Source organism: Streptomyces sp. NPDC058086, from assembly GCF_042885015.1.
Classification (GTDB): Bacteria; Actinomycetota; Actinomycetes; order Streptomycetales; family Streptomycetaceae; genus Streptomyces.
The window spans coordinates 57,503-83,922 of sequence record NZ_JBHVST010000015.1 but is presented as its reverse complement, the minus strand read 5'-3'; the positions used below and the strand labels follow the sequence as shown (position 1 = coordinate 83,922).

22 protein-coding genes are annotated in these 26,420 nt (G+C 67.8%); 14 read left to right on the top strand and 8 right to left on the bottom strand.

Annotated features, from left to right (window positions below; all coding sequences use genetic code 11):
- Positions 1–181 precede the first annotated feature (181 nt).
- The 4 genes from rplI to rpsF form a co-directional block, all read right to left on the bottom strand.
- Positions 182–628, bottom strand: coding sequence for a 50S ribosomal protein L9 (gene rplI, locus ACFVWD_RS14655; RefSeq protein WP_054236454.1), 447 nt, complete (start codon positions 626–628; stop codon positions 182–184).
- An 18-nt stretch (positions 629–646) separates the two neighbouring features.
- Positions 647–883 (bottom strand): 30S ribosomal protein S18, encoded by a 237-nt coding sequence (gene rpsR / locus ACFVWD_RS14650; protein ID WP_003949403.1) that lies wholly within the window; start codon positions 881–883, stop codon positions 647–649.
- Positions 884–940: 57 nt separating this feature from the next.
- Complete coding sequence (locus ACFVWD_RS14645; protein ID WP_095853705.1) at positions 941–1,540, bottom strand: single-stranded DNA-binding protein; 600 nt, start codon at positions 1,538–1,540, stop codon at positions 941–943.
- Positions 1,541–1,617: 77 nt separating this feature from the next.
- Positions 1,618–1,908, bottom strand: coding sequence for a 30S ribosomal protein S6 (rpsF, locus tag ACFVWD_RS14640; protein WP_004950685.1), 291 nt, complete (start codon positions 1,906–1,908; stop codon positions 1,618–1,620).
- A 312-nt stretch (positions 1,909–2,220) separates the two neighbouring features.
- On the opposite strand from rpsF, the gene ACFVWD_RS14635 reads away from it, so the two are divergent.
- From ACFVWD_RS14635 to ACFVWD_RS14625, 3 genes are all read left to right on the top strand, one after another.
- A complete protein-coding gene (locus ACFVWD_RS14635) occupies positions 2,221–2,532 on the top strand; it encodes a hypothetical protein (RefSeq protein ID WP_054236452.1) in 312 nt (103 codons plus the stop codon).
- Positions 2,533–2,775: 243 nt separating this feature from the next.
- Positions 2,776–3,897 carry a peptidoglycan bridge formation glycyltransferase FemX gene (femX, locus tag ACFVWD_RS14630; RefSeq protein ID WP_054236451.1) on the top strand — a complete coding sequence of 374 codons (1,122 nt, stop codon included), beginning with the start codon at positions 2,776–2,778 and terminating at the stop codon, positions 3,895–3,897.
- A gap of 169 nt (positions 3,898–4,066) precedes the next feature.
- Positions 4,067–5,098, top strand: a complete 1,032-nt coding sequence (locus tag ACFVWD_RS14625) for an alanine racemase (RefSeq protein ID WP_054236450.1) — start codon at positions 4,067–4,069, stop codon at positions 5,096–5,098.
- A gap of 119 nt (positions 5,099–5,217) precedes the next feature.
- On the opposite strand, the gene ACFVWD_RS14620 is transcribed toward ACFVWD_RS14625, so the two are convergent.
- Together ACFVWD_RS14620 and ACFVWD_RS14615 are read right to left on the bottom strand one after the other, a co-directional pair.
- Positions 5,218–6,729 (bottom strand): glycosyltransferase family 87 protein, encoded by a 1,512-nt coding sequence (locus ACFVWD_RS14620; RefSeq protein ID WP_389596204.1) that lies wholly within the window; start codon positions 6,727–6,729, stop codon positions 5,218–5,220.
- 200 nt (positions 6,730–6,929) lie between these two features.
- On the bottom strand, positions 6,930–9,605 hold the full coding sequence (locus ACFVWD_RS14615) for a transglycosylase domain-containing protein (RefSeq protein WP_389596202.1): 2,676 nt from the start codon (positions 9,603–9,605) through the stop codon (positions 6,930–6,932).
- A 374-nt stretch (positions 9,606–9,979) separates the two neighbouring features.
- Here ACFVWD_RS14615 and ACFVWD_RS14610 point away from each other — a divergent pair, with 374 nt between their 5' ends.
- From ACFVWD_RS14610 to ACFVWD_RS14595, 4 genes are all read left to right on the top strand, one after another.
- On the top strand, positions 9,980–10,711 hold the full coding sequence (locus tag ACFVWD_RS14610) for a helix-turn-helix transcriptional regulator (RefSeq protein WP_389596200.1): 732 nt from the start codon (positions 9,980–9,982) through the stop codon (positions 10,709–10,711).
- 44 nt (positions 10,712–10,755) lie between these two features.
- The gene (locus ACFVWD_RS14605) at positions 10,756–11,838 is read left to right on the top strand and encodes an inositol-3-phosphate synthase (protein ID WP_101399067.1); all 1,083 of its coding nucleotides are present in this window, start codon (positions 10,756–10,758) and stop codon (positions 11,836–11,838) included.
- A gap of 126 nt (positions 11,839–11,964) precedes the next feature.
- Positions 11,965–13,227, top strand: coding sequence for an MFS transporter (locus ACFVWD_RS14600; RefSeq protein WP_389596198.1), 1,263 nt, complete (start codon positions 11,965–11,967; stop codon positions 13,225–13,227).
- 112 nt (positions 13,228–13,339) lie between these two features.
- The gene (locus ACFVWD_RS14595; RefSeq protein ID WP_389596196.1) at positions 13,340–13,834 is read left to right on the top strand and encodes a hypothetical protein; all 495 of its coding nucleotides are present in this window, start codon (positions 13,340–13,342) and stop codon (positions 13,832–13,834) included.
- A gap of 123 nt (positions 13,835–13,957) precedes the next feature.
- Here the strand turns inward: ACFVWD_RS14595 and ACFVWD_RS14590 are convergent, their stop codons facing one another.
- On the bottom strand, positions 13,958–15,424 hold the full coding sequence (locus ACFVWD_RS14590) for a CCA tRNA nucleotidyltransferase (protein WP_389596194.1): 1,467 nt from the start codon (positions 15,422–15,424) through the stop codon (positions 13,958–13,960).
- A 222-nt stretch (positions 15,425–15,646) separates the two neighbouring features.
- On the opposite strand from ACFVWD_RS14590, the gene ACFVWD_RS14585 reads away from it, so the two are divergent.
- The 7 genes from ACFVWD_RS14585 (at position 15,647) to trxA (ending at position 25,503) form a co-directional block, all read left to right on the top strand.
- On the top strand, positions 15,647–18,091 hold the full coding sequence (locus ACFVWD_RS14585) for a DUF6049 family protein (protein ID WP_389596192.1): 2,445 nt from the start codon (positions 15,647–15,649) through the stop codon (positions 18,089–18,091).
- Positions 18,092–18,137: 46 nt separating this feature from the next.
- Complete coding sequence (gene murJ, locus ACFVWD_RS14580; RefSeq protein ID WP_389596191.1) at positions 18,138–20,429, top strand: murein biosynthesis integral membrane protein MurJ; 2,292 nt, start codon at positions 18,138–18,140, stop codon at positions 20,427–20,429.
- Positions 20,430–20,547: 118 nt separating this feature from the next.
- Positions 20,548–22,263 carry a protein kinase family protein gene (locus tag ACFVWD_RS14575; RefSeq protein WP_389596189.1) on the top strand — a complete coding sequence of 572 codons (1,716 nt, stop codon included), beginning with the start codon at positions 20,548–20,550 and terminating at the stop codon, positions 22,261–22,263.
- A 28-nt stretch (positions 22,264–22,291) separates the two neighbouring features.
- Positions 22,292–23,023: an RNA polymerase sigma factor SigM gene (gene sigM, locus ACFVWD_RS14570; protein ID WP_389596187.1), complete on the top strand. Its 732-nt coding sequence runs from the start codon at positions 22,292–22,294 to the stop codon at positions 23,021–23,023.
- Entirely contained in the window at positions 23,020–23,964 is a 945-nt protein-coding gene (locus ACFVWD_RS14565; RefSeq protein WP_389596186.1) for an anti-sigma factor family protein, read from the top strand. The genes sigM and ACFVWD_RS14565 overlap by 4 nt, the downstream gene beginning before the upstream one ends.
- A 184-nt stretch (positions 23,965–24,148) precedes the next feature.
- Positions 24,149–25,111 carry a thioredoxin-disulfide reductase gene (trxB, locus tag ACFVWD_RS14560; RefSeq protein ID WP_389596184.1) on the top strand — a complete coding sequence of 321 codons (963 nt, stop codon included), beginning with the start codon at positions 24,149–24,151 and terminating at the stop codon, positions 25,109–25,111.
- A 41-nt stretch (positions 25,112–25,152) separates the two neighbouring features.
- Positions 25,153–25,503: a thioredoxin gene (gene trxA / locus ACFVWD_RS14555; protein ID WP_054236436.1), complete on the top strand. Its 351-nt coding sequence runs from the start codon at positions 25,153–25,155 to the stop codon at positions 25,501–25,503.
- Positions 25,504–25,619: 116 nt separating this feature from the next.
- Here the strand turns inward: trxA and ACFVWD_RS14550 are convergent, their stop codons facing one another.
- On the bottom strand, positions 25,620–26,237 hold the full coding sequence (locus ACFVWD_RS14550) for a GNAT family N-acetyltransferase (protein ID WP_054236435.1): 618 nt from the start codon (positions 26,235–26,237) through the stop codon (positions 25,620–25,622).
- Positions 26,238–26,420 lie beyond the last annotated feature (183 nt).

The following is a 26,420-nucleotide window of genomic DNA, read 5'->3' as shown; positions in this document are numbered from 1 at the left end:
CTGGCCCTGCGCCCCTGCCCCTCGCTCTGGCCGTCGCCCCCCGCCCTACCCCTAGCCCTCAGACCTGTTTCACGTGAAACCCCCGTTTCACGTGAAACACAGGACAGCTCCCCCTGCCGAACGAAGAAGGGCCGTACCCCAACGGGTACGGCCCTTCTCTCAGCTATGCCGAGCGCAGCGGTCAGGCCGCGACGACCTCGATGTTGACCTTGGCGGCAACCTCGGGGTGCAGACGCACGGACGTCTCGTGGGCGCCCAGGGTCTTGATCGGCGAGCCCAGCTCGATGCGGCGCTTGTCGACCTCGGGGCCACCGGAAGCCTTGATCGCCGAAGCGATGTCGGCCGGGGTGACGGAACCGAAGAGACGACCGGCGTCGCCGGAGCGGACGGCCAGACGGACCTTCACGCCTTCGAGGCGGGCCTTGATCTCGTTGGCCTGCTCGATGGTCGCGATCTCGTGGATCTTGCGAGCACGACGGATCTGCTCGACGTCCTTCTCGCCGCCCTTGGTCCAGCGGATCGCAAAGTTCCGCGGGATCAGGTAGTTGCGAGCGTAACCGTCCTTGACGTCGACGACGTCGCCCGCGGCACCGAGGCCGGAGACCTCGTGGGTGAGGATGATCTTCATTAGTCGGTCACCCTTCCCTTATCGCGCGGTGGAGGTGTAGGGCAGCAGCGCCATCTCACGGCTGTTCTTCACGGCCGTGGCGACGTCACGCTGGTGCTGCGTGCAGTTGCCGGTCACGCGGCGGGCACGGATCTTGCCGCGGTCGGAAATGAACTTCCGCAGCATGTTCGTGTCCTTGTAGTCCACGTACGTGACCTTGTCCTTGCAGAAAGCGCAGACCTTCTTCTTCGGCTTGCGCACAGGCGGCTTCGCCATGGTGTATCTCCTGTGTGATCAAGAAGTGGGGGTACGGCCCACCCTCGGCCCGGGGGCCTAGAAGGGGGGCTCGTCCGAGTAGCCGCCGCCAGAGCCGCCGGAGCCGCCGGAGTTTCCACCCCAGCCGCCACCGCCGCCGCCCTGATTGCCACCGGCAGGAGCGCTGGTCGCCCAGGGGTCTTCGGCGGGAGCTCCGCCGCCGCCCTGCTGGCCGCCGCCGGAGCCTCCGCCCCAGCCGCCGCCCTGCTGGCCGCCGCCACCACCGCCGCCGTAACCGCCCTGGCCACCTCGACCGGTGGTCTTGGTGACCTTGGCCGTGGCGCTCTTCAGGCTGGCGCCGACTTCCTCGACGTCCAGCTCGTAGACCGTGCGCTTGACGCCCTCACGGTCCTCGTAGGACCGCTGCTTCAGTCGGCCCTGCACGATGACGCGCATGCCTCGCTGGAGCGACTCGGCGACGTTCTCCGCCGCCTGACGCCAGACCGAGCAGGTCAGGAACAGGCTCTCGCCGTCCTTCCACTCATTGGTCTGACGGTCGAAGGTGCGGGGGGTGGACGCGACACGGAACTTCGCGACCGCCGCACCGGAAGGGGTGAAGCGCAGCTCGGGGTCGTCGACAAGATTGCCGACGACCGTGATGACGGTCTCGCCTGCCATGGGGGAACCTCTCGGCGGGTTTGCTGCTGGCTGCTAGTGCTGCTACTCGATGCCCGAGATCAGCTGAGCTGCAGAGCTCAGTGGGTCTCGGGACGGAGGACCTTGGTCCGGAGGACCGACTCGTTCAGGTTCATCTGGCGGTCGAGCTCCTTGACGACCGCAGGCTCGGCCTGCAGGTCGATGACCGAGTAGATGCCCTCGGGCTTCTTCTTGATCTCGTACGCGAGACGACGACGGCCCCAGGTGTCGACCTTCTCGACCTTTCCGTTGCCCTCACGGACGACGGAGAGGAAGTTCTCGATCAGCGGGGAGACAGCGCGCTCCTCGAGATCGGGGTCGAGGATGACCATCACTTCGTAGTGACGCATGTGGAACCCACCTCCTTTGGACTCAACGGCCACGGCGGTTCCGTGGCAGGAGGGTTGTGATGCGTTCGCAACGGTATCCGCCGCCACTGACAACGCCACTGACAAGAAGAGTCCGTCGATGTACCGAGTGATCGGTGAACCGACGGGGAATCCTTGTCGTGACCTGGCCATGGTCTGGGCAGACACCGGTGCAGAGGGTACAGAGTACCTGCACACCCGCTTCCGGTTGAAATCCGGCCGGGGTCACCGTCAATCTGTACACATCGGGTGTGTATGGCGCTACGATGCGCCGCCTTCCGCAGGAGGTGCCCTATGGCACAGACGCGACCCACCGTTGCCGGCTCTCTGTTCGCGACGGACCACAAGCCCCACCCCCTCCAAGACACGCTGCTCGCGGTGACTCTGGTGCTCGGAGTCACCGCTCTCATCACGGCAGCCTTCAACAGCCTGCATCTCATCAGCTCGTGGGCAGGCCTGATCGGGATCATCACCGGAGCCTCCGGGCAGTTCATCTCGGAGACGACCCGGGAGCGCTTCGGCCTGATCCTGGGTCTCGGTGCCTCGGCCGTCGGCTTCTTCCTCGGCATGGCGCACGGCGGCCTCTTCGGCGGCATCATCGGCTGAGGCACCCGGACCCGTTCTGCGGGCCGGGCAGCCGGACACGGACACAACCTCGTCCGGGCGGCCGGAGACACCACCTCCTGCCGAAACAGGCGGACACATCACCCCAGAACGTCCTGACCACCCTTCGGTCGGGACGCAGGTTCAGTGCGGCCAGTCGGGGCGCTCCCAGGGCGCAGTAGGCTTCGGCGCGAGAGCCGGAGCCCCTGTACCCATGGGGACACACCAGCCCGAGGAGCGCCCCGAATGAGCCTGACCCTGAGGACCATCAGCCGAGAGCAGCATCTGGCCTACATCCAGAGCCTGCCCGCGGCGAGCCACATGCAGGTTCCGGCATGGGCCGATGTCAAGGCGGAGTGGCGCTCCGAGAGCCTCGGCTGGTTCGACGAGCGGACCGGCGGGATGGTGGGCGCCGGGCTGGTGCTGTACCGCCAGCTGCCCAAGATCAAGCGCTACCTCGCCTACCTCCCCGAGGGTCCGGTCATCAACTGGTACGCGCCGAACCTCGACGAGTGGCTGCAGCCGATGCTCGCGCACCTCAAGCAGCAGGGCGCCTTCTCCGTGAAGATGGGCCCGCCGGTGATCATCCGGCGCTGGGAGGCCACGTCCATCAAGGGCGGCATCCAGAACCCGGACGTGAAGCGCCTGCGTGACATCGAGGCGGACTTCATCGAGCCGCGCGCCTTCGAGGTCGCCGACAAGCTGCGCCGCATGGGCTGGCAGCAGGGTGAGGACGGAGGCGCCGGCTTCGGCGACGTACAGCCCCGCTACGTCTTCCAGGTACCGCTGGCCAACCGCTCCCTGGAAGAGGTCCACAAGAACTTCAACCAGCTGTGGCGGCGCAACATCAAGAAGGCCGAGAAGGAGGGCGTCGAGGTCGTCCAGGGCGGCTACCACGACCTCGAGGAGTGGCAGCGGCTGTACGAGATCACGGCGATCCGCGACCACTTCCGGCCGCGCCCGCTGTCGTACTTCCAGCGCATGTGGTCGGCCCTCAACACCGAGGACCCCAACCGGATGCGGCTCTACTTCGCCCGGCGCGGCGGCGTGAACCTGTCCGCGGCCACGATGCTGGTCGTCGGCGGCCACGTCTGGTACTCGTACGGCGCGTCGGACAACATCGGGCGTGAGTTCCGGCCCTCGAACGCGATGCAGTGGCGGATGCTGCGCGACTCATACGCCCTGGGTGCGACCGTCTACGACCTGCGCGGCATCTCCGACTCGCTGGACGAGACGGACCACCTCTTCGGTCTGATCCAGTTCAAGGTGGGCACGGGCGGGCAGGCCGCCGAGTACCTCGGCGAGTGGGACTTCCCGCTCAACAAGCTGCTCCACAAGGCACTCGACATCTACATGTCGCGACGCTGAGCCAGTACATGCCGCGACACTGAGCCTGTACACGTCGCGCCGCTGAGCCAGTCCGGAGCGCATGCCGAGCCCCCATCCGGCCCGGCGTCGCCCCGTCGGTCCGGCGGATCCGCCACAATTTCCCTACCTCTGATTCACCGCAGCCACGAGAAAGGTTCCGGGACCGGCCATGGCGCTCACGCTCTACGTCGACACCGCGCGCTGGCGGGCACACCACAAGCAGGTGTCCGAGCAGTTTCCGGGGCTCGTCCCCGTCTGCAAGGGCAACGGCTACGGCTTCGGCCACGAGCGGCTCGCCGACGAGGCCACCCGTCTCGGCTCGGACATCCTGGCCGTCGGCACCACGTACGAGGCCGCCCGGATCAAGGACTGGTTCGGCGGCGATCTGCTGGTCCTGACGCCGTTCAGGCGGGGCGAGGAGCCCGTACCGCTGCCCGACCGTGTCATCCGCTCGGTGTCGTCCATCGACGGCGTGTACGGCCTCGTGGGCGCCCGTGTCGTCATCGAGGTGATGTCCTCGATGAAGCGGCACGGTGTCAGCGAGCAGGATCTGCCGCATCTGCACTCCGCCATAGAGAACGTCCGGCTGGAGGGCTTCGCCATCCACCTGCCGCTGGACCGCACCGACGGGTCGGACGCCGTCGAGGAGGTCATCGGCTGGATGGACCGTCTGCGCGCGGCCCGTCTGCCGCTGCACACGATGTTCGTCAGCCACCTCAAGGCCGATGAGCTCGCGCGGCTGCAGCAGCAGTTCCCGCAGACCCGCTTCCGCGCCCGTATCGGCACCCGGCTGTGGCTGGGGGACCACGAGGCGACCGAGTACCGCGGAGCCGTCCTGGACGTCACCCGTGTCTCCAAGGGCGACCGCTTCGGCTACCGGCAGCAGAAGACGGCCTCCGACGGCTGGCTGGTCGTCGTGGCGGGCGGTACGTCGCACGGAGTGGGCCTGGAGGCCCCGAAGGCTCTGCACGGCGTCATGCCGCGCGCCAAGGGCGTCGCCCGGGCCGGCCTGGCGACGGTCAACCGGAACCTTTCTCCGTTCGTCTGGGCCGGCAAGCAGCGCTGGTTCGCCGAGCCGCCGCACATGCAGGTGTCGATCCTCTTCGTGCCGTCGGACGCCACGGAGCCGCGGGTCGGCGACGAGCTGGTGGCCCATCTGCGGCACACCACCACGCAGTTCGACCGCATCGTGGAGCGCTGATCCCGGGACACGAGCACCTGCCCGTGCTCCTGCCCCTGGGGACACAACGCGAAAGGCCGTACACACACTGTGTACGGCCTTTCGCGTTGCCCGGCGGATCCGGGCCGAGCTCTGTTCACTCAGAGCGAACTGTCCTCCGGGGCCGGCCCCCCGCCGTTGCCGCCCCATTCCACCTGAGGCCCCTCGAAGTGGGCCGCGTGCCGCGGTGGATGGGCCGCCGCGCCGAGCACGAAGACGTCCTCCGCGCCGTCCAGGACGCCTCCCGAGGGATCGTCCTCGCCCGCCCTGCGCACGACGTCCCGCTCCGGCATGAGGATGTCGCGTACGACCACGGCGCACAGATACAACGTGCCCACGAGGTGGGCGGCGATCGCGAACTGGTACCCGTGGGAGGAGAGGCCCTTGTGGGCTTCCCCGCTGGTCGTGTACGCGAGGTACAGCCAGATCCCCAGGAAGTACGCGACCTCGCACGCCTGCCAGATCAGGAAGTCCCGCCACTTCGGCCGGGCCAGCGCGGCCAGGGGGATCAGCCACAGCACGTACTGGGGCGAGTAGACCTTGTTGGTGAGGATGAAGGCCGCGACGATCAGGAAGGCAAGCTGGGCGAAGCGGGGGCGGCGCGGGGCGGTGAGCGCGAGCGCGGCCATGGCTACGCAGACGAGCAGCATCATGACCAGCGCCCAAGCGTTCGCCGTCTGGTAGCTGATCGGGATCTTCCACCAGGTGGAGATGAACAGGAAGACCGAACCGAAGTCGATCCCCCTGGTCTGGCTGAAGCTGTAGAACTTCGCCCAGCCTTCCGGCGCGAGGTACATCACGGGAAGGTTCACCACGAGCCAGGCTCCGACCGCGCCCATGAGCGCGTTCCCGAACTCCCGCCACTTGCCCGCCCGCCAGCACAGCACGAGCAGCGGTCCCATGAGCAGGAACGGGTAGAACTTGGCGGCCGTGGCGAGCCCGAGCAGGATGCCGAAGGCGAGGGAGCGGCCACGCGACCACATGAGCATCGCGGCGGCCAGCAGGGCCACCGCGAGGAGGTCCCAGTTGATGGTGGCCGTGAGCGCGAAGGCGGGCGCGAGGGCGACCAGGAGGCCGTCCCAGGGGCGCAGGCGGTGGGTGCGCGCGGTGCATACGGCGATGACCGCCGCGCACACCATGAGCATCCCGGCGTTGACCATCCAGTAGATCTGCTCCTGGTGCTGGATGCTGCCGCCGCCCGGCGTGAGCCAGGCCGCGACCTCCATGAACAGACCGGTCAGGACCGGATACTCGAGGTAGTCCATGTCGCCGGGGAGCTTGTCGAAGTACGGCACGAGCCCGTCGGCGAAACCGCGTCCCTGGTAGAGGTGCGGGATGTCCGAGTAGCACGCGTGCGTGTACTGCGTGCTGGCCCCGAAGAACCAGCCGCTGTCGTAGCAGGGCAGTTTCTGCACCATGCCGAGGGCGAACATGCCGATCGCGACGAGCGCGATCACGCGTACCGGGGTCCACCAGGACGCCCCCAGCAGCGCTCTCCGTCCGATGGGGCCGCCGATCAGCTCACTCCCGGCCGCGGCGACCTCGTCGTCCTTGGTCGGCCGCACCGGCTCCGGCTCGCGCACGCTCGTTCGCGTCGTCTCTGCACTGGGCATGGCGCACATCCTGCCGTACGCGTCTGAGAATGGCCGCAGGGGCAGTGAAGCTCTTACCGTCCGGCGCCCACGTTGCCGCCGGGTGAGCGAGGCACGGCTGCGCATTTCGACCCGCACGCGCAGAACGTTCGACCCGCACGCACAGAGCAGGGGCCGCCAGCCACAGCTGACGGCCCCTGCTCTTCGGGCTTCGCGTCTGTCTATCCGCCATTCTGTCCGGCGAAGATGCCGCCGTTGCCATTACCTCTGGTGTTCCCGTTGGTATTGGTCACCGTCGGTGTGGGTGACGTGCTTCCGGTCGGACCGCCGCTGCTCCCGGAGTCCGTCCCACCGTTGTTCCCACAATTCCAGCTGAAGTTGCCGCAGGTGTCGGTCGGCGAGGCCGTGGGCGAGCTGCTGAGGGACGGGCTCGGCGAGGTACTCGCCGATGGGCTCGCCGACGGCGACGGTGTGGTCGACGGGGTCGCGGACGGGCTCGGGGTGTCGTTGAGGACCGTTCCGATGGGCTGAGGCGTCGGGAAGGGCTCCGCCTGCGTGCCCTTGAGCGCCTGCTCCATGTAGTCGTGCCAGATCTGGGCCGGGAACGAGGCACCGTGGATCTTCTTCTCGCCGCCCGTGCCGTACATCTCCAGGAACGTGCGGCTCTTGTTGGACGCGTCGTCGTCCAAGCGGTACATGCCGATCGAGGTCGACAACTGCGGGGTGTATCCGACGAACCACGCCGACTTGTTGCCGTCGGTCGTACCCGTCTTGCCGGCCACCTCGCGGCCGGTCAGCTGGGCGGCGGTGCCGGTTCCCTTGTCGACAACCGTCTTCAGCACGTCGGTGACGTTGTCCGCGACCTGCGAAGAGAAGGCTTCCTTCGCCTTGGCGACACTGCTGTGCTCGAACACCGTGCCGTCCTTGCTGGTGATCCTGTCGACCGAGTACGGATCGTGCTGCTGGCCGCTGTCCGCGAAGGTGGCGTACGCGCCGGCCATACGGATCGCACTGGGGTCGGAGGTACCAATGGAGAACGAGGGAAAGTTGGAGCTCGCCAGACTGGTCTTGAGGATGCCCGCCTTCAGCACGGCCTGCTCGACCTTGTCCAGGCCCACGTCCATACCGAGTTGCACGTAGGCGGAGTTCACGGACTCCCTCATCGCCTCGCGGAGATCGATCTTGTAACTCGGCGGGTTGTACGACTCGTTTCCGTCGTTGGTCTGGAGCCACTCCTTGCCGTCCTTGTCGGTCCAGACGGAGTGGTCGTAGTTCTTGATCTTGAGCTTGTTCTTGCCGCTGTACAGGCTCTTCGGAGAGACCACCGTGCGTTGGCCCTGCGACTGCGACGACCCCAGGTCGGGATTCTTCACACCCCACTGCATGGCGGCCGCGAGTACGAACGGCTTGAACGTCGAACCCACCTGGGCACCGGTCTGGTCGGCGTTGTTCGTGAAGTGCTTGGTCGCGTCCTCGCCGCCGTAGATGGCCCTGATCGCGCCCGTGGACGGGTCGACGGAGGCCCCGCCGAACTGGACGTACGTGTCCGTCTTCGGCCGCAGCTTGGGGTCTATCTTCTTCTTGCGGACTTCCGCCACGGCCTTTTCGAGCGCATTGACCTTCTTCTTGTCGAAGGTCGTTTTGATCGAGTAGCCGCCCTGCTGAAGCTGGTTCGCGGTGATCTTGGTGTTGTTGATGACGTACGCCTTGGCGAGATCGACGAGATAGCCGATCTGGCCGCTTAGTCGAGTGTTCGACCGCGGGTTCTGTGCCTTGGGGAGCGTCCTGTACTTGGCCCGCTCCGTGGCACTCAGGTGGCCGTATTTGACCTCTTTATCCAGAGTGTCCGACCACTGGGCCGTGGCCCGCTTCGTGTTGGCCTCGGGAGTGGCGGCAGCGTCGAGCGATGTCGCACCCGCCGGGTCGTAGTACGTGGCGCCCTTGAGCATCGCCGCCAGGAAGGCGCACTGGCTCGGATCGAGGTACTCGGCGTCCTTGTTGAAGTACGCGCGCGCGGCCGCCTGGATCCCGTAGGCCCCGCGACCGTAGTACGCGGAGTTCAGGTAGCCGGCCATGATCTTCTTCTTGTCGACCGTGGCGCCGACCTTGATCGCGACGAAGATCTCCTTGAACTTCCGGGAGATCGTCTGCGACTGGTCGTTCAGCATCGCGTTCTTGACGTACTGCTGGGTGATGGTGGAGCCACCCTGCGTCTGGCCGCCCTTGGCCATGTTCAAGAAGGCGCGCGCAATACCCCTCGGGTCGACGCCGCTGTCGGTCTCAAAGGTCTTGTTCTCCTGTGAGATGACGGCGTACCGCATCGCCGGGGGAATCTGCTCGTAGTTGATGATCTGGCGGTTCGTCTCACCACCGGTGGCGACCATCTGGGTGCCGTCCGCCCAGTAGTAGACGTTGTTCTGCGCCGTGGCGGTGTCCGCGATGTTCGGGACACTCACCATCGCGTACCCGATACCGGCCACGGCCACCAGGCTCCCGCAGAAGCCGATGAACAGCCCGGTCACCAGCTTCCAGGAGGGCATCCAGCGCCCGGCTCCCGACTTACCCGCGCGGGGGTAGTCGATGAAACGCTTCTTTACAGGCCCAGAGGCCCGCGCGCGCCCGGGTCCGTCAGGACCGCCGCGGCGACCGCCGGGCCCTGTGGCGTCGGCGCCTCGGCGCCGGCCGCCACCGCTGCTTCTCTGGGCTGCACGCCGGGCCTCGGCGCGGCCGGTGTACGGGCGCTCCTCCTCACCTCCCGACTCATAGGAGTCGGAAGGGGACCCGGTGGCGCCTCGCGGTGCCGCACGGCGGCCGGAGGACGGGCCGGTCTGGCCGCGTCGGGCCGCGGCACGTCCGCCGCCCTGTGGCTGCGACGGTTTGCGACGGTGCTCGCTCATCGAACGATTACTCCTCGGGCAGGCGCACCTGTGCGCGCCTGGAAACGGCAGCTGGTTTCCGGTCCCCCCGAAGTACGGATGCGGTCGTTTGCGCATTCACCCGTACTGCACCAGGGACGAGGACGCCCTCAGGCGTCACTCGGTTCCCGGTCGTTTTGCATGGCGCACAGACTACGCACCGTCAAAACCCCCCTAATCTTGAAGTTCACCCCAAATCAGGCAACTTGCTTCGTATGAATCGGTGATGTGACGCCGTTCACCATGGCCCCCCTTGTCGCAGACGGACGGCCGATCTATCGTGCTGATGTATCGAGTCGATACATCAGCTCGGCATAAAGAACGTGCCGGGGAGGCCGCGACAGCGAGGAGGCGATATGAGCCGGCGTTCCGGGATCCTCGAGTTCGCCGTCCTCGGTCTGCTTCGCGAGTCCCCGATGCACGGCTATGAGCTGCGCAAACGACTCAATACGTCACTGGGTGTGTTCCGTGCGTTCAGCTACGGGACGCTCTACCCCTGCCTCAAGACGCTGGTCGCGAGCGGCTGGTTGATCGAGGAATCGGGGAGCACCACCGAGGACGCCCTCGCCGCTCCCCTCGCGGGGCGCCGCGCCAAAATCGTCTATCGGTTGACGGCAGAAGGTAAAGAGCACTTCGAGGAGCTGCTCTCGCAGACGGGACCCGACGCGTACGAGGACGAGCACTTCGCGGCTCGTTTCGCGTTCTTCGGGCAGACGTCACGCGACGTGCGCATGCGCGTACTGGAGGGCCGCCGCAGTCGGCTCGAGGAGCGCCTGGAGAAGATGCGTGCCTCTCTGGCACGTACCAGGGAGCGCCTCGACGACTACACCCTTGAGCTCCAGCGCCACGGAATGGAGTCCGTGGAGCGCGAAGTGCGCTGGCTGAACGAGCTCATCGAGAGCGAGCGAGCGGGACGGGACGTCAAGGATTCCGCCTCCGGAGGCACCTCCCAAGGTGTCTCCGAAGGCAGCTCCCCGGGCGCCTTCGAAGGCTCCGCTCAGCAGAACAGCACATCTGGAGAGACGGGCGGCCTGCCCCGGCACCGGGACCACTCCCGGCCGGATCCGTCCGACGACACCACCACGTGAGGTCCAGTCGGGGCTTCACCTCGTACACACAGGGAGCAACCGGAATGGGTTCGGTTCGCGTAGCCATCGTCGGCGTGGGCAACTGCGCCGCCTCGCTGGTGCAGGGCGTCGAGTACTACAAGGACGCCGACCCGGCGGCCAAGGTCCCGGGTCTGATGCACGTCCAGTTCGGCGACTACCACGTCGGTGACGTCGAGTTCGTCGCCGCCTTCGACGTCGACGCGAAGAAGGTCGGCCTCGACCTCTCCGACGCCATCGGTGCCAGCGAGAACAACACCATCAAGATCTGCGACGTCCCGAACAAGGGCGTCACGGTCCAGCGCGGCCACACCCTCGACGGTCTCGGCAAGTACTACCGCATGACCATCGAGGAGTCCGCCGAGACGCCGGTCGACGTCGTCCAGATCCTCAAGGACAAGCAGGTCGACGTCCTCGTCTGCTACCTGCCCGTCGGTTCCGAGGACGCGGCGAAGTTCTACGCCCAGTGCGCCATCGACGCCAAGGTCGCCTTCGTCAACGCTCTCCCGGTCTTCATCGCCGGTACCAAGGAGTGGGCGGACAAGTTCACCGAGGCGGGCGTCCCGATCGTCGGCGACGACATCAAGTCGCAGGTCGGCGCCACCATCACGCACCGTGTGATGGCGAAGCTGTTCGAGGACCGCGGTGTCCGTCTTGAGCGCACGATGCAGCTCAACGTGGGCGGCAACATGGACTTCAAGAACATGCTGGAGCGCGACCGCCTCGAGTCCAAGAAGATCTCGAAGACGCAGGCCGTCACCTCGCAGATCCCCGACCGCGACCTGGGCGAGAAGAACGTCCACATCGGTCCCTCGGACTACGTGGCCTGGCTGGACGACCGCAAGTGGGCGTACGTGCGTCTCGAGGGCCGCGCCTTCGGTGACGTCCCGCTGAACCTGGAGTACAAGCTCGAGGTCTGGGACTCCCCGAACTCCGCGGGTGTCATCATCGACGCCCTGCGCGCCGCGAAGATCGCCAAGGACCGCGGCATCGGTGGCCCGATCCTGTCGGCGTCCTCGTACTTCATGAAGTCCCCGCCGGTTCAGTACTTCGACGACGAGGCCTTCGCCAACGTCGAGAAGTTCATCAAGGGCGAGGTCGAGCGCTAACGAGACAGAGGCCTCCGAGCGCCGGCGAGACACGGCGCGGAGCGCCGAGGGGCTTTTCGCTCCTGCCCGTCGAGGGTCCCTGGGTCTTTGACTCGGGGACCCTCCTCGTATGTGAGGCTGTGCCCCATGGCTGTCGTGCGTGACCTGCGCGTCCTCCTGCGCTTCCAGGGCTTCAGACGCCTGCTCGGTGTCCGGTTGCTGTCCCAGGGCGCCGACGGCGTCTACCAGGTCGCGCTCGCCACGTACGTCGTCTTCTCACCGGAGAAGCAGACCTCAGCGGCCTCGATCGCCTCCGCGATGGCGGTACTGCTCCTGCCGTACTCCCTGGTCGGCCCGTTCGCCGGGGTCCTGCTGGACCGCTGGCGGCGGCGCCAGGTCCTCCTGTACGGCAATCTGCTGCGGACCGCGCTGGCCTGTGTGACGGCCGTGCTGATGCTGAGCCATGTCCCCGACTGGCTCTTCTACGTCTCCGCGCTGTGTGTCACCGCGGTCAACCGGTTCATCCTCGCAGGGCTCTCGGCCGCCCTGCCCCGCGTCGTCGACTCCCACCGACTGGTCATGGCCAACGCCCTGTCGCCCACCGCCGGAACACTCGCCGCGACCGCGGGCGGCGGTCTCGCGTTCGTCGTACGACTGGTCGCCTCGGACTCGGACGCGGCGGTCGTCCTTCTCGGTGCGGCCCTCTACCTGTGCGCGGCACTCGCCTCACTGCGCATGGCACCGGAACTGCTCGGCCCCGACCAGGAGTTGGTGCAGCCGAGCTTGCGCACGGCGCTCACCGGCACCGCGCGCGGCCTCGCGGCCGGTGTGCGCCATCTCGCCGAGCCCGCGCGGCGGGAGGCGGCCTGGGCGCTCTTGTCGATGACCCTGATGCGCTTCTGCTACGGCGCCCTGACCGTCATGGTGCTGATGCTGTGCCGGTACGCCTGGTCGTCCGGCTCCGACGGCGGGATCGCCCTGCTGGGCCTGGCGGTGGGCATCTCCGGGGCGGGTTTCTTCGTCGCGGCCGTGGTGACGCCCTGGGCGGTGGGACGACTGGGCGCCGGCGGCTGGATCGCCGCGTGCGCGGCCACGGCGGCGGTCCTGGAACCCGCGCTCGGTCTCCCTTTCGAGGCGGCGCCCATGCTGGCCGCCGCCTTCGTTCTCGGCCTGACCACACAGGGCGCGAAGATCGCCACCGACACGATCGTGCAGTCCTCGGTCGACGACGGCTACCGCGGCCGGATCTTCTCCGTCTACGACGTCCTGTTCAACGTCGCCTTCGTCGGCGCGGCCGCAGTAGCCGCCCTGATGCTGCCTCCTGACGGGCGCTCAGCTCTTCTCGTCGTCACACTGGCCGCGGTCTACGCAGCAATTGCTGTTGCTATGGCCCGCTTTGAGATGCAGTAAGTGTCACATCAGGGCCACAGAGCCTCTCTGGGCTACTGCGTTGTCAGTCGGTCCCGATAACTTACGTGCGTCTTATTCACGCCACGCGCTTACGTTCTAGGGGGACCCCTAAGTGACCACTCCGCCGCCCCAGGGCCAGAACCCGTTCGCCCAGGGCCAGCAGCCCTACGGACAGCCGCCCCAGGGCCAGGCTCCGTACGGACCGCCGCCGCAGGGGTATCCCCAGCAGCCCGCCCAGCCGGGCTTCCCGCAGCAGGGACCGATTCCCTACGCTCCGGTCGCACCGCAGCGTCCGAAGCGCGGCGTCAAGTGGTACCTGCGCATCGTCATCGTGGTCTGTGCGCTCATAGCTGCCGGCGTCGGCTACATAACGAGCCGCCACGACCCCGACACCGCCAAGGTCGGTGACTGCATGAGCATCAGCAACCCGAACAACTCCACGGACCCCGGCCTCAAGGTCGTGGACTGCACCAGCTCCAAGGCCAAGTACAAGGTCGCAGAAAAGAAGAGCGACAACTCCGGCTGCGACCGTACCAAGTACGCCGAGTACACCGAGACCGGTAAGGACGACTTCACCCTCTGCCTGTCGGAGTACTCCGCCAAGTAAGGGCGTCGCCGATACACAAGGGGCGGTGTTTCACGTGAAACACCGCCCCTTGGCGTTCTCCGGTACAGACCCGGGGTCATGTTTCACGTGAAACATGACCCCACACGGCCCGTTCTGTGAGCCTCAGCCCTGCTCGGCCCACCACTCCTTGAGTGCCGTCACCGCCGCGTCGTGCTCCATCGGCCCGTTCTCCAGCCTCAGCTCCAGCATGAACTTGTACGCCTGGCCGATCGCCGGGCCGGGGCCGATGCCCAGGATCTCCATGATCTGGTTGCCGTCGAGGTCAGGACGGATCGCGTCCAGCTCCTCCTGCTCCTGGAGCTCGGCGATGCGCTCCTCCAGGCCGTCATACGCCTGAGAGAGCGCCGTCGCCTTGCGCTTGTTGCGCGTAGTGCAGTCGGAGCGGGTCAGCTTGTGGAGGCGGTCGAGGAGCGGCCCCGCGTCACGTACATAGCGACGGACCGCGGAGTCCGTCCACTCGCCGGTGCCGTATCCGTGAAAACGCAGATGAAGCTCGACCAGACGCGAGACGTCCTTCACGAGGTCGTTGGAGTACTTGAGCGCCGTCATCCGCTTCTTGGTCATCTTCGCGCCCACCATCTCGTGGTGGTGGAAGGAGACCCGCCCGTCCTTCTCGAAGCGCCGCGTCCTCGGCTTGCCGATGTCGTGCAGCAGCGCGGCGAGCCGGAGCGTCAGGTCCGGACCATTCTCCTCGAGCGCCATGGCCTGTTCCAGGACGATCAGCGTGTGGTCGTAGACGTCCTTGTGCCGGTGGTGCTCATCACGCTCCAGCCGCAGCGCGGGAAGCTCCGACAGCACATGGTCGGCGAGACCGGTGTCCACGAGCAGCGTCAGACCCTTGCGCGGGTGGGCGGAAAGGATCAGCTTGTTCAGCTCGTCCCGCACCCGCTCCGCCGAGACGATCTCGATGCGCCCGGCCATGTCCGTCATCGCGGCGACGACGTCGGGGGCCACCTCGAAGTCGAGCTGCGCGGCGAACCGCGCGGCCCGCATCATCCGCAGCGGATCGTCGGAGAAGGACTCCTCGGGCGTACCCGGAGTGCGCAGCGCCCGCGTGGACAGGTCGTCCAGACCGCCGTACGGATCGATGAACGCCTTCTCCGGCAGCGCCACGGCCATCGCGTTCACGGTGAAGTCACGGCGCACGAGGTCTTCCTCGATCGAGTCGCCGTAGGACACCTCGGGCTTGCGCGAGGTCCGGTCGTACGCCTCGGAGCGGTACGTCGTGATCTCGATCTGGAAGGACTCCTGTACGTCGTCCACGCGGGCGTCCTTCTGCGCGCCAACGGTGCCGAAGGCGATCCCGACCTCCCAGACGGCGTCCGCCCAGGGCCGCACGATCTTCAGTACGTCATCGGGGCGGGCGTCGGTCGTGAAGTCCAGATCATTGCCGAGCCGGCCAAGGAGCGCGTCCCGGACCGAGCCACCGACCAAAGCGAGTGAGAACCCCGCCTCCTGGAAACGGCGGGCGAGGTCGTCGGCGACAGGGGACACCCGCAGCAGTTCACTCACCGCGCGGCGCTGCACCTGACTCAGGGCACTGGGGTTGTCTTCGTTGGCGTTCGGCACAACAGAAAAGGGTACGTGGCCGAGGCACTCGCGGGCGCCTCCATAAAACGCGCACAGCCATCCCCTTCTCATAGGGGGATCAATACTTACGCATACAGGACACTCGACCCTGTCTCCTGATCTTGTGGAGCGGTCCGCGGCACTTCCCCTCAGCGCGCATCGTTACCATGCGTGGACGCACATTCCGACGACCACTGACAATGACGAGGGACGGACGAGCGCGTGGCCGAGGCGGCAGACTTCCAGGGGATGAGTCCCTCACCTGCCCGCCGGTGGCTGCGGCGCACCGGCACACTGCTGGCCGGTGCGCCCCTGCTGGCCGGCGTGCTCCAGCTGCCCGCTTCCCCGGCCGCACACGCCGCTCAGACGGCCGCTGTGGCCGACGCCACCGGGTCCGGCACGGTGGACATCTCCCTCGACTCGCTGACCCCCAGCGCGCCCACGGACGGCGACACGATCACCGTCTCCGGTTCGGTCACCAACAAGGGCAAGCAGACGGTCACGGGCGCACACGTGGGCCTGCGCGTGGGCCCGACCCTCCAGGGCCGGGTCGCCATCGACGACGCGGAGAAGCGCACCGGGTTCCAGCTGGGCCCGGACCCCCTGGAGGTCGGCGGCAAATACGTCGAGAAGTTCTCCAAGCTCGCCGCGGGCGTCTCGCAGCACTTCAGCATCTCGGTGCCCGTCAAGGACCTGAACCTCGACTCCGACGGCGTGTACCAGCTCGGCGTCTCCCTCACCGGCCAGACCGCCGCGCAGCCGTGGGACCAGGTGCTCGGCATCAAGCGGACGTTCCTGCCCTGGCAGCCCGCCGGCGCCGACACGAAGACGAAGACGACGTATCTCTGGCCGCTGATCTCGACGGTCCACCTGCGGGCGGAGACCGGCTCGGACGCGCAGCAGACGCCCGTCTTCCAGAACGACGACCTGGCCAAGGAGATCTCCCCCGGCGGGCGCCTGGACCAGCTCCTGTCCCTGGGCAGCGACCTCGACGTCACCTGGGTCCTCGACCCGGACCTGCTGGCCTCCGTCGACGCCATGACGCGCAGCTACCAGATCAAGAACGGCGACACCACGACGGCAGGCAAGAACCAGGCAGTCGCCAAGGCGTGGCTCGACAAGCTCGAGAAGACCGTCGCGGACAAGGAAGAGGAAGTCGTCGCTCTCCCCTTCGCCGACCCCGACCTCGCGTCGCTGGCGCACAACGGCAAGGACGTCACGGGCTCCCTGAGCCACCTCAAGGACGCCACGGACGTGGCCTCCAGCACGGTGCAGACGATCCTCCATGTGAAGCCGAACACGGACTTCGCCTGGCCCGCCGAGGGCGCCGTCGATCCGTCGATCGTCAAGGTCGCTACCTCCGCAGGTGCCGACAAGGTGATCGCCCGCAGCGACAGCCTGCGCGAGACCGGCGGGCTGACCTACACGCCCACCGCCGCCCGCCCCATCGGGGGCGGCACGACGGCGGTGGTCGCGGACTCCAGACTGTCGACCGCGTTCGAGGGCGACATGGCGAAGGCCGACAACTCGACGCTCGCCGTGCAGGAATTCCTGGCCCAGAGCCTGATGGTCGATCTGCAGGAGCCGAGCAATCAGCGGAGCATCGTCGTCGCCCCGCAACGCACGCCCTCCGTGAGCCAGGCCCAGACCATGGCGACGGCGGTGAGGGCCCTCCAGGACGGCAACTGGTCCGCCTCCCAGAACCTCTCCGCGGCGGCCAAGGCCAAGCCGGACCCGAGCGCCACCACACAGGTGCCCTCGGCGTCCTCGTACCCCTCCTCGCTGCGCAAGCAGGAGCTGCCGCGGTCGGCCTTCGAGCAGATCCAGCGCACACAGGGCATGCTCGACAACTTCAAGGTCGTCCTCACCGACAAGTCCCGCGTGGTCACCCCCTTCGGTCGGGCCATAGACCGGGGGATGTCGACGTCCTGGCGCGGCCGTGCCGACCAGGCGGCGCCCTTCCGCGAGGGCGTCGAGTCGTACCTCCACGACCTCACCGGTCTCGTCAGGCTCATCGACAAGTCCGACGCGAAACTGTCGGGCCGCAGCGCCACGATCCCCGTGACGGTGCAGAACAACCTCGTGCAGGGCGTCCACCACCTGGTGCTGCGTCTCACCTCACAGCAGCCGACCCGGCTCAAGATCGGCGACGACGCCTTCGACGAGCGGCCGATCCAGGTCGCGGGCGAGCACAGCCAGTCGGTGAAGTTCACCACCTCCGCCAAGGCCAACGGTCCGGTGACGGTCGTCGCGCAGTTGTTCACGGACGACGGCCAGGCGTACGGTCCCCCCGTCAAGTTCGAAGTGAAGGTCACCGAGATCACACCTACGGTGATGCTGGTCATCGGCGGTGGCGTCCTGCTGCTCGTGCTCGCCGGATTCCGGATGTACACCCAGCGCAAGCGCGCGGCAGCCCGCCAGGCCGAGGAGGAGCAGGAGGACACCCCCGACACCGAGGGCGGGGCCGAGGCCCTGAACGGCGTGAACAAGGACGCCGAGGGCGCCGTAGACACTACTGAGGACACCGAGCGCTCCAAGGACGGTCCCGACGGGGAGTCCACGACGGAGTCCGGGGCAGACGCCCCGGAGCACCCGAGTGACCCGACACCGGACACCGCACCGGAAAGCACCGACCCGTCCGGCACGGGTGAGAGAGTGGACCGTTGAGCGATGTCGTGGCCGGTGGGCCCGGGGACGATGAGGTGGGGTAACCATGAACGCGCCGTACGACGGTGACCGCGGCCAGGGCGCGGGCAACTCGGGCTACCCCGAGGGCTACCCGGACCAGGCCGCGGGCGGCTCGGGCTACCCTGACCAGGGCATGGCGGACGCCGGCTACCCCGAGGGGTACCCGGAGGGGCCACCGGCCGACCCCGCCCAGCAGCCGCAGGGGCAGTACCAGGACATGTACTTCCAGGACGCCTACACCCAGGACCCGTACCGGGCGCAGGACCTCGCGGCCCAGGATCCGGTGACCGAGGCGCTCTACGACCGCGCGGCGCACCCCCCGCCGCCCCCGGGCTCCTACTACCCCCAGCAGCCGCTCTACGCCCAGCCGCCCACCACGCAGTACACCCCCGACCCCCGTGTGTGGGCCCAGACGCCCCCGCCGGAGCCCGCGGGCCCGACGCGGCACCTGCCCTTCGGCGAGGACGCCCGCACGACCCAGTTCGTCGGCGTGGACGACCTCGTGACCCAGGCCGGCGATCAGCAGCACGAGCCCGACGCCTTCGCTCACCTCTTCCGCGACCAGGGCCAGGCAGGTACCCGTACATCCGTCGCCGCGCCCGGCGTACCGTCGCCGACCCAGGAACCGTCTCCGGCCGCCCCGCAGGCCCCCGCGCCCGAACCGGCGCCCGCCGCGAAGAAGTCCGGCGGACGCGCGTCGGGCCTGCTGAAGTCGAGCGCGGTGATGGCGGCGGGCACGCTGGTGTCCCGGCTCACCGGCTTCATCCGCTCCGCACTGATCGTCTCGGCCCTGGGTATCGGCTTCCTCGGCGACTCCTTCCAGGTCGCGTACCAGCTGCCGACGATGATCTACATCCTCACCGTGGGCGGCGGTCTCAACTCGGTCTTCGTGCCGCAGCTGGTACGCGCCATGAAGGACGACGAGGACGGCGGCGAGGCCTTCGCCAACCGGCTGCTGACCCTCGTCATGGTGGCGCTCGGCGCACTCACCGCAGCCGCAGTCTTCGCCGCGCCCCTGCTGGTACGTCTGCTGTCGGTGAAGATCGCAGACAACCCGGCAGCCAACGACGTCGCCGTCACCTTCACCCGCTACTTCCTGCCCACGATCTTCTTCATGGGCATCCACGTGGTGATGGGCCAGATCCTCAACGCCCGTGGGAAGTTCGGCGCGATGATGTGGACCCCGGTCCTGAACAACATCGTCATCATCGTGACGCTCGGCATGTTCATCTGGGTGTACGGCACCGCGGCGAACTCCGGCATGGAGGTCACGAACATCCCGCCGGACGGGCAGCGGCTCCTCGGCGTCGGCGTCCTCCTCGGCCTCGTCGTGCAGGCCCTCGCGATGATTCCGTATCTGCGCGAGACCGGATTCCGGATGCGGCTGCGCTTCGACTGGAAGGGCCACGGCCTCGGCAAGGCCGCGATGCTCGCCAAGTGGACCGTGCTCTTCGTCTTCGCCAACCAGGCGGGCGCCCTCGTCGTCACCCAGCTGGCCACCGCCGCCACCAATGACAGCAAGGTCAAGGGTGTCGGCTTCTCCGCCTACGCCAACGCCCAGCTCGTGTGGGGCCTGCCGCAGGCCATCATCACGGTCTCGTTGATGGCGGCGCTGCTTCCGCGTATCGCCCGTTCGGCCCATGAGGGAGACAGCGGAGCCGTCCGTGACGACATCTCTCAGGGCCTGCGCACGACTGCTGTGGCCATCGTGCCGATCGCCTTCGGCTTCGTCGCCCTCGGCATCCCGATGTGCACCCTGATCTTCGGTTCTTCGGGCACCAGCGAAGCCACCAACATGGGCTTCATGCTCATGGCCTTCGGCCTCGGCCTGATCCCGTACTCCGTGCAGTACGTCGTCCTGCGTGCCTTCTACGCGTACGAGGACACGCGCACCCCCTTCTACAACACGGTCATCGTCGCCGCCGTCAACGCCGTGGCATCCGCCGCGTGCTACTTCGTGCTTCCGGCCCGCTGGGCCGTGGTCGGCATGGCCGCCTCCTACGGTCTCGCCTACGCGATCGGCGTGGGTGTCGCCTGGAGCCGGCTGCGCAAGCGGCTCGGCGGGGACCTGGACGGCAATCGCGTCCTGCGGACGTACGCCCGTCTCGGCATCGCCTCGGTGCCCGCGGCCCTGCTGAGCGGCGCGGCCTGCTACGGCATCGGCCACACCCTCGGACAGGGCGTCGGGGGCTCCCTGGCAGCCCTCCTCGCGGGCGGCATCGCCCTGCTCGGTGTCTTCTACGTCGCCGCGCGGAAGATGCGCATCGAAGAACTCAACTCAATGGTCGGAATGGTCCGCGGGCGCCTGGGGCGCTGAGGCGGGGGTACGCGCACAACCATCGTCCGTCGCCGTGTGTCGTGCATAGCGCCGGACTGTGGGCACAATTGGTTTCTGCGTCGGACAGCGCGCAACGAATGGGGAGGCGGGAACGACGGTGGCGGAACGGAGCACGGCTGCCGTCGACGTGGCAGACAACAGCGGCGACGAGCCGCTGACCGCCAAGGCGGGCCAGTCCACGTCCGACGGGGTGGCCCAGAACCGGGAGCGGGAGACGGACAGCGAAGAGGCACAGGGGAGCGGCGGGACCGAGAGTCCCGGAAAGGCCTCACCGCCCGAACTGCACAGTGGTCACAAACTCGCCGGGCGTTACCGCCTCGAAGAGTGTGTCACCCGTCTGGACGGTTTCAGCAGTTGGCGTGCGGTGGACGAGAAACTCCGCCGCGCCGTCGGTGTGCATCTCCTGCCCGCCGACCATCCACGGGCCCGTTCCGTACTGGCGGCGGCCCGTTCCTCGGCCCTGCTGGGCGATCCCCGGTTCGTCCAGGTCCTGGACGCGGTCGAGGAGAACGACCTCGTCTATGTGGTGCACGAGTGGCTGCCGGACGCCACGGAGCTGACCGCGCTGCTGGCCTCGGGCCCGCTGGAGGTGCACGAGGCCTACCAGATGGTCAGCCAGGTCTCCCAGGCCATGGCCGCCGCGCACCGTGAGGGCCTCGCCCATCTGCGGCTGACGCCCAGCGCCGTGCTGCGCACCTCGACCGGCCAGTGGCGCATCCGTGGGCTTGCCGTGAACGCCGCGCTGCGCGGCATCAGCTCGGACACGCCGCAGCGCACCGACACGGAGGCGATCGGGGCGCTCCTCTACGCCACGCTCACCCAGCGCTGGCCCTACGACAACGACGCCTACGGTCTGTCCGGGCTGCCCAAGGGGGTCGGCCTGATCGCCCCCGACCAGGTACGCGCCGGCGTCCACCGCGGCCTGTCGGAGCTCGCCATGCGCGCGCTCGCCAACGACGGCGCGACCGCCTCCCGCCACGAGACTCCGTGCACCACGCCGGAGGAACTGGTGAAGGCGATCGCCGAGATGCCCCGCATCCGCCCGCCGGAGCCCGCGTTCACGGCCCCGCCGGAGTACCAGCGCACCTCGTACCAGCAGGGCTACGGCCGCCCCGCGCCCCACATGGGCGCCACGCAGCCCGTACCGGCCCCGCCGCCCCCGCTGCAGAGCCGCACCGGCAGGGCCCTCAAGTGGGCCGTGTCGGCCCTCCTGATCGCCGCCCTGGGCCTCGGTAGCTGGCAGCTCGCGGACGCCCTGATGAAACACGCCAAGTCCGACGACACACAGCAGACCAAGACGCCGGACGGCAACGGCAAGGACACCGACAAGACCAAGCCGGTCAAGCCGATCGTCATCAAGGGCGCGCAGGAGTACGTCGCGAAGGGTGACGCCCAGGCGCCCGGGGACGTGGACAAGACGTACGACGGCGACAGCTCGACGTATTGGCGGAGCAAGAGCTTCGTGGACGGTCCGGAGATGAAGCCGGCCTTCAAGCCCGGCGTCGGCATCGTCTACGACCTCGGTTCGCAGCAGACCGTCACGGCGGCTTCGATAGGACTCCGGTACCCCGGTGATCACACGACGATCACCCTCTATGGGACGGACTCGATGAGTCCCTCGACGTCGGTGGATTCGATGACGAAGATCGGGACCATGACGACGAGCGGCACCAGCGCGAAGATCACGGTCAGCAAGAAGGCGAAGACCCAGTACGTGCTGCTCTGGATCACGGCAATGCCCTACGCATCCGGTGATCAGTACAGCGGCGCCGGCTACAAGCAAGCCATCACGGACGTGAAGTTCACCGGCTGACGTTCGTCGACGAAGGGGAGGGGGTCCGATGGCCGATGAAACCGAATACGGCGACGCAAGCGATCAGGACCTCCTCACCCGTCACGTAGAGGGCGACCCCGAGGCCTTCGGCGAGATCGTGCGCCGCCATCGCGACCGGCTCTGGGCGGTCGCCCTGCGGACGCTGGGAGACCGCGAGGAGGCCGCTGACGCCGTCCAGGACGCGCTGGTCTCCGCCTACCGGGCCGCTCACACCTTCCGCGGCCAGTCGGCCGTCACAACCTGGCTGCACCGCATCACGGTGAACGCCTGTCTGGACCGCGTCCGCAAAGCCGCATCCAGGAAGACGTCTCCCGTCGATGACACCGAACGCCTGGAACAGCTCCTCGAACCGCACGAGTCCGCCTCCGCCCCGGCCGAGCGCAACGATCTGCACCGCGAGCTGCTGACGGCACTGAGTACGCTCCCGGCCGACCAGCGCGCCGCTCTCGTCCTGGTGGACATGCAGGGCTACCCGGTGGCAGAGGCTGCCCGTGTCCTCGATGTACCCGTCGGCACGGTGAAGAGCCGCTGCGCAAGGGGCAGAGCCAGACTGCTCCCGCTGCTCGCCCATCTCCGTGCGGACAACGCAAGCGGCGGGGGCGGCAACAAGTCGGGCGGCGGAAGGAACCGGACGCAGGGGGCATCCGTCCCACCGGCAGCGGGACCGCACGATGCAGGCCCACGCGATGCAGGACCAAGCGATTCAGCTGCTGTGAAGGGCGGAGGTGGGCGAGCGTGACATCCACGACGGATACGGCCGGGCACCCGGATGTCGCGGAGATCTCCGACCTCTCCGAGGGGCTGCTCCCGCCTTCCCGCACCGCGGACGTACGACGACACCTCGACGAGTGCGTGCTCTGCGCCGACGTGTACGACTCCCTGGAGGAGATCCGGGGGCTGCTCGGCACTCTGCCGGGACCCACGCGCATGCCCGATGATGTGGCCAGCCGTATCGATGCCGCCCTTGCCGCGGAGGCTCTGCTGAGTGCCACGGCGCCCGCCCGCGAAGCGGCCGAGGACGACCGCGCGAGTGTTTCACGTGAAACATCGGTCGCCGGTGTTTCACACACGTCGGGCGAACCGAGCCCTGCTTCCCTCACGGACCGCCCCTCGGGACGTCCCCACGCTGCCACCGGCCCCGGCCGCTCGCGTCGGGGCCGCCGTGGGCGCCGCAGGGTGGTCGTTCTCGGCACGGTGTTCACGGCCGCCGCTCTCGGGCTGGGCGCGATCCTCGTGCAGTCGCTGGGCGACGGCTCCGGCAAGAGCCCACAGACGGTGACGCAGCAGGGGGCGAAGGACACTTTTTCCGAGGGGGAGCTGAAGACTCAGGTGGCGGAGCTCCTCGCGAAGAACAGGAGCGCGAGCACCCCCTCTGCCAGCCCGAAGCGTCCCTGGGGAGTCCAGTCCAACGACGCGGGCAACGGGTCCGCCGGGGTCGACACCTTGATCACACCGACCGTGCAGGTCCCCGACTGCATTCAGAAGGGAACCGGGAGCAACGCAGCGATCCTCGCCGCGCAGCAGGGCACGTACAAGGGGACGACGGTGTATCTCGTGGTAGTGCCCGACGCCTCCGACAGCACGAAGGTCACGGCGTACATCGTCGAAGCCGCGTGCGTAAAGCAGGCTTCGGCGTCCCCTGGCAAGCTCCTCCTGACGCACTCGTACGCCCGCTCCTGAGCACCTCCGCGTCGACCGGCCGCCTCCCCAGTAACCCCATGGCATCTCTGTGCGGTGTCTCGTCTCCGTGTGCCCGGACACACAGGGAATGCAAGCCCCTTAGGATCCGTTGGGTGGGGTGAGAGTTCTGAGAGAGGCTCCCACCGGTAGTACGCAGCAGTCTCCAGAGACGAGGAATCAAGCCGTGAGCGACGTCCGTAACGTGATCATCATCGGATCCGGGCCTGCCGGCTACACGGCAGCGCTCTACACCGCGCGCGCGTCGCTGAAGCCGCTGGTCTTCGAAGGCGCCGTCACCGCCGGTGGTGCGCTGATGAACACCACCGAGGTGGAGAACTTCCCCGGTTTCCAGGACGGCATCATGGGCCCCGAGCTCATGGACAACATGCGCGGCCAGGCCGAGCGCTTCGGTGCCGAGCTGATCCCGGACGACGTCGTCGCCGTCGACCTGACGGGTGAGATCAAGACCGTCACGGACACCGCGGGCACCGTGCACCGTGCCAAGGCCGTCATCGTCACGACGGGCTCGCAGCACCGCAAGCTCGGTCTCCCCAACGAGGACGCTCTCTCCGGACGCGGCGTCTCGTGGTGCGCGACCTGTGACGGCTTCTTCTTCAAGGACCAGGACATCGCCGTGATCGGCGGTGGTGACACCGCGATGGAGGAAGCCACCTTCCTCTCCCGCTTCGCCAAGTCCGTGACGATCGTGCACCGCCGTGACACCCTGCGCGCCTCCAAGGCGATGCAGGAGCGCGCCTTCGCCGACCCGAAGATCAACTTCATCTGGGACAGTGAGATCGCCTCGATCGAGGGCGACCAAAAGCTTGCCGGCCTGAAGCTGCGCAACCTCAAGACCGGTGAGATCTCCGACCTGGCGGTGACCGGCCTGTTCATCGCGATCGGCCACGACCCGCGCACCGAGCTCTTCAAGGGCCAGCTCGATCTGGACGAGGAGGGCTACCTCAAGGTCGAGGCGCCTTCGACCCGGACGAACCTGACCGGTGTCTTCGGCGCCGGTGATGTCGTCGACCACACGTACCGCCAGGCGATCACCGCGGCCGGCACCGGCTGCTCCGCCGCCCTCGACGCCGAGCGCTACCTCGCTGCCCTCGCGGACAGCGAGACCGCCGCGGCTGCCACCGTCTGACCCCGTCCGCCCCACCGCACCAACCAGTTAAGGAGCCCGCCGTGGCCGGCACCCTGAAGAATGTGACCGACGACTCTTTCGAGCAGGACGTCCTCAAGAGCGACAAGCCCGTCCTGGTGGACTTCTGGGCCGCGTGGTGCGGTCCGTGCCGCCAGATCGCGCCGTCCCTCGAGGCGATCGCCGCGGAGTACGGCGACCAGATCGAGGTCGTCAAGCTCAACATCGATGAGAACCCGGGTACTGCTGCCAAGTACGGCGTCATGTCCATCCCGACCCTGAACGTCTACCAGGGTGGCGAGGTCGCCAAGACCATCGTGGGTGCGAAGCCGAAGGCCGCGATCGTCCGCGACCTGGAGGACTTCATCACCGAGGGCGCCGAGAAGACCGTCTGACCGGAAGTGCCGTCCTACAACGGCGGCGATGTTTCACGTGAAACACGAATGGGCCAGCCCGGAAGGGCTGGCCCATTTGCGTGACGGAGGGGTTGCGTCGGCAGGCAGCACCACGGCTACAGAGGACGAAGCGCCGGTTCCTTCTGTACCGCTCCCAGAAGGCGGTCGAGAGCCAACTCCACATCTTCCTTCCAGGAGAGCGTCGTCCGCAGCTCAAGCCTCAGGCGGGGGTACCTGGGGTGGGGGCGCACCGTCTTGAAGCCGACCGCGAGAAGATGGTCGGCGGGGAGCACACAGGCCGGTTCCTTCCACCGTGCGTCCCCGAAAGCTTCGATCGCCTTGAAGCCTCGCCGCAGCAGATCCTTGGCAACCGTCTGGACCATCACCCGGCCGAGTCCCTGTCCCTGATAGCCCGGCATGATGAAGGCGGTCATCAGCTGGACGGCGTCCGGTGAGACCGGGCTCGTGGGGAACGCCGTGGAGCGGGGTACATAGGCAGGGGGTGCGTACAGCACGAAGCCCACCGGTACGTCGTCCACGTAGACGACGCGGCCACAGGATCCCCACTCCAGCAGGACAGCGGAGATCCACGCTTCCTTCTCGAGTTCGGGCCTTCCCGCCTTTACCGCGGCTTCCCCACTGACGGGATCCAGTTCCCAGAAGACACACGCGCGACAGCGCTTGGGAAGGTCCGGAAGGTTGTCCAGCGTGAGCGGTACGAGCCGGCGCCCCATGAAGGATGTTCCTCGATTCCTGCGCCCGCAGCGTCGCGAGCGGCTGTCAGAGCGCTTCGCTCCCTGAGCAGGCTGCCGATGAAGCCACCGACCGCCCCCAGTCCCAGGCCTGCGGTCACCAGTCCGGTACGGCTCACGGTTTGCATGGCCCCCGCCTCCCCAATGAAGGTGCCGCCAGGTGGA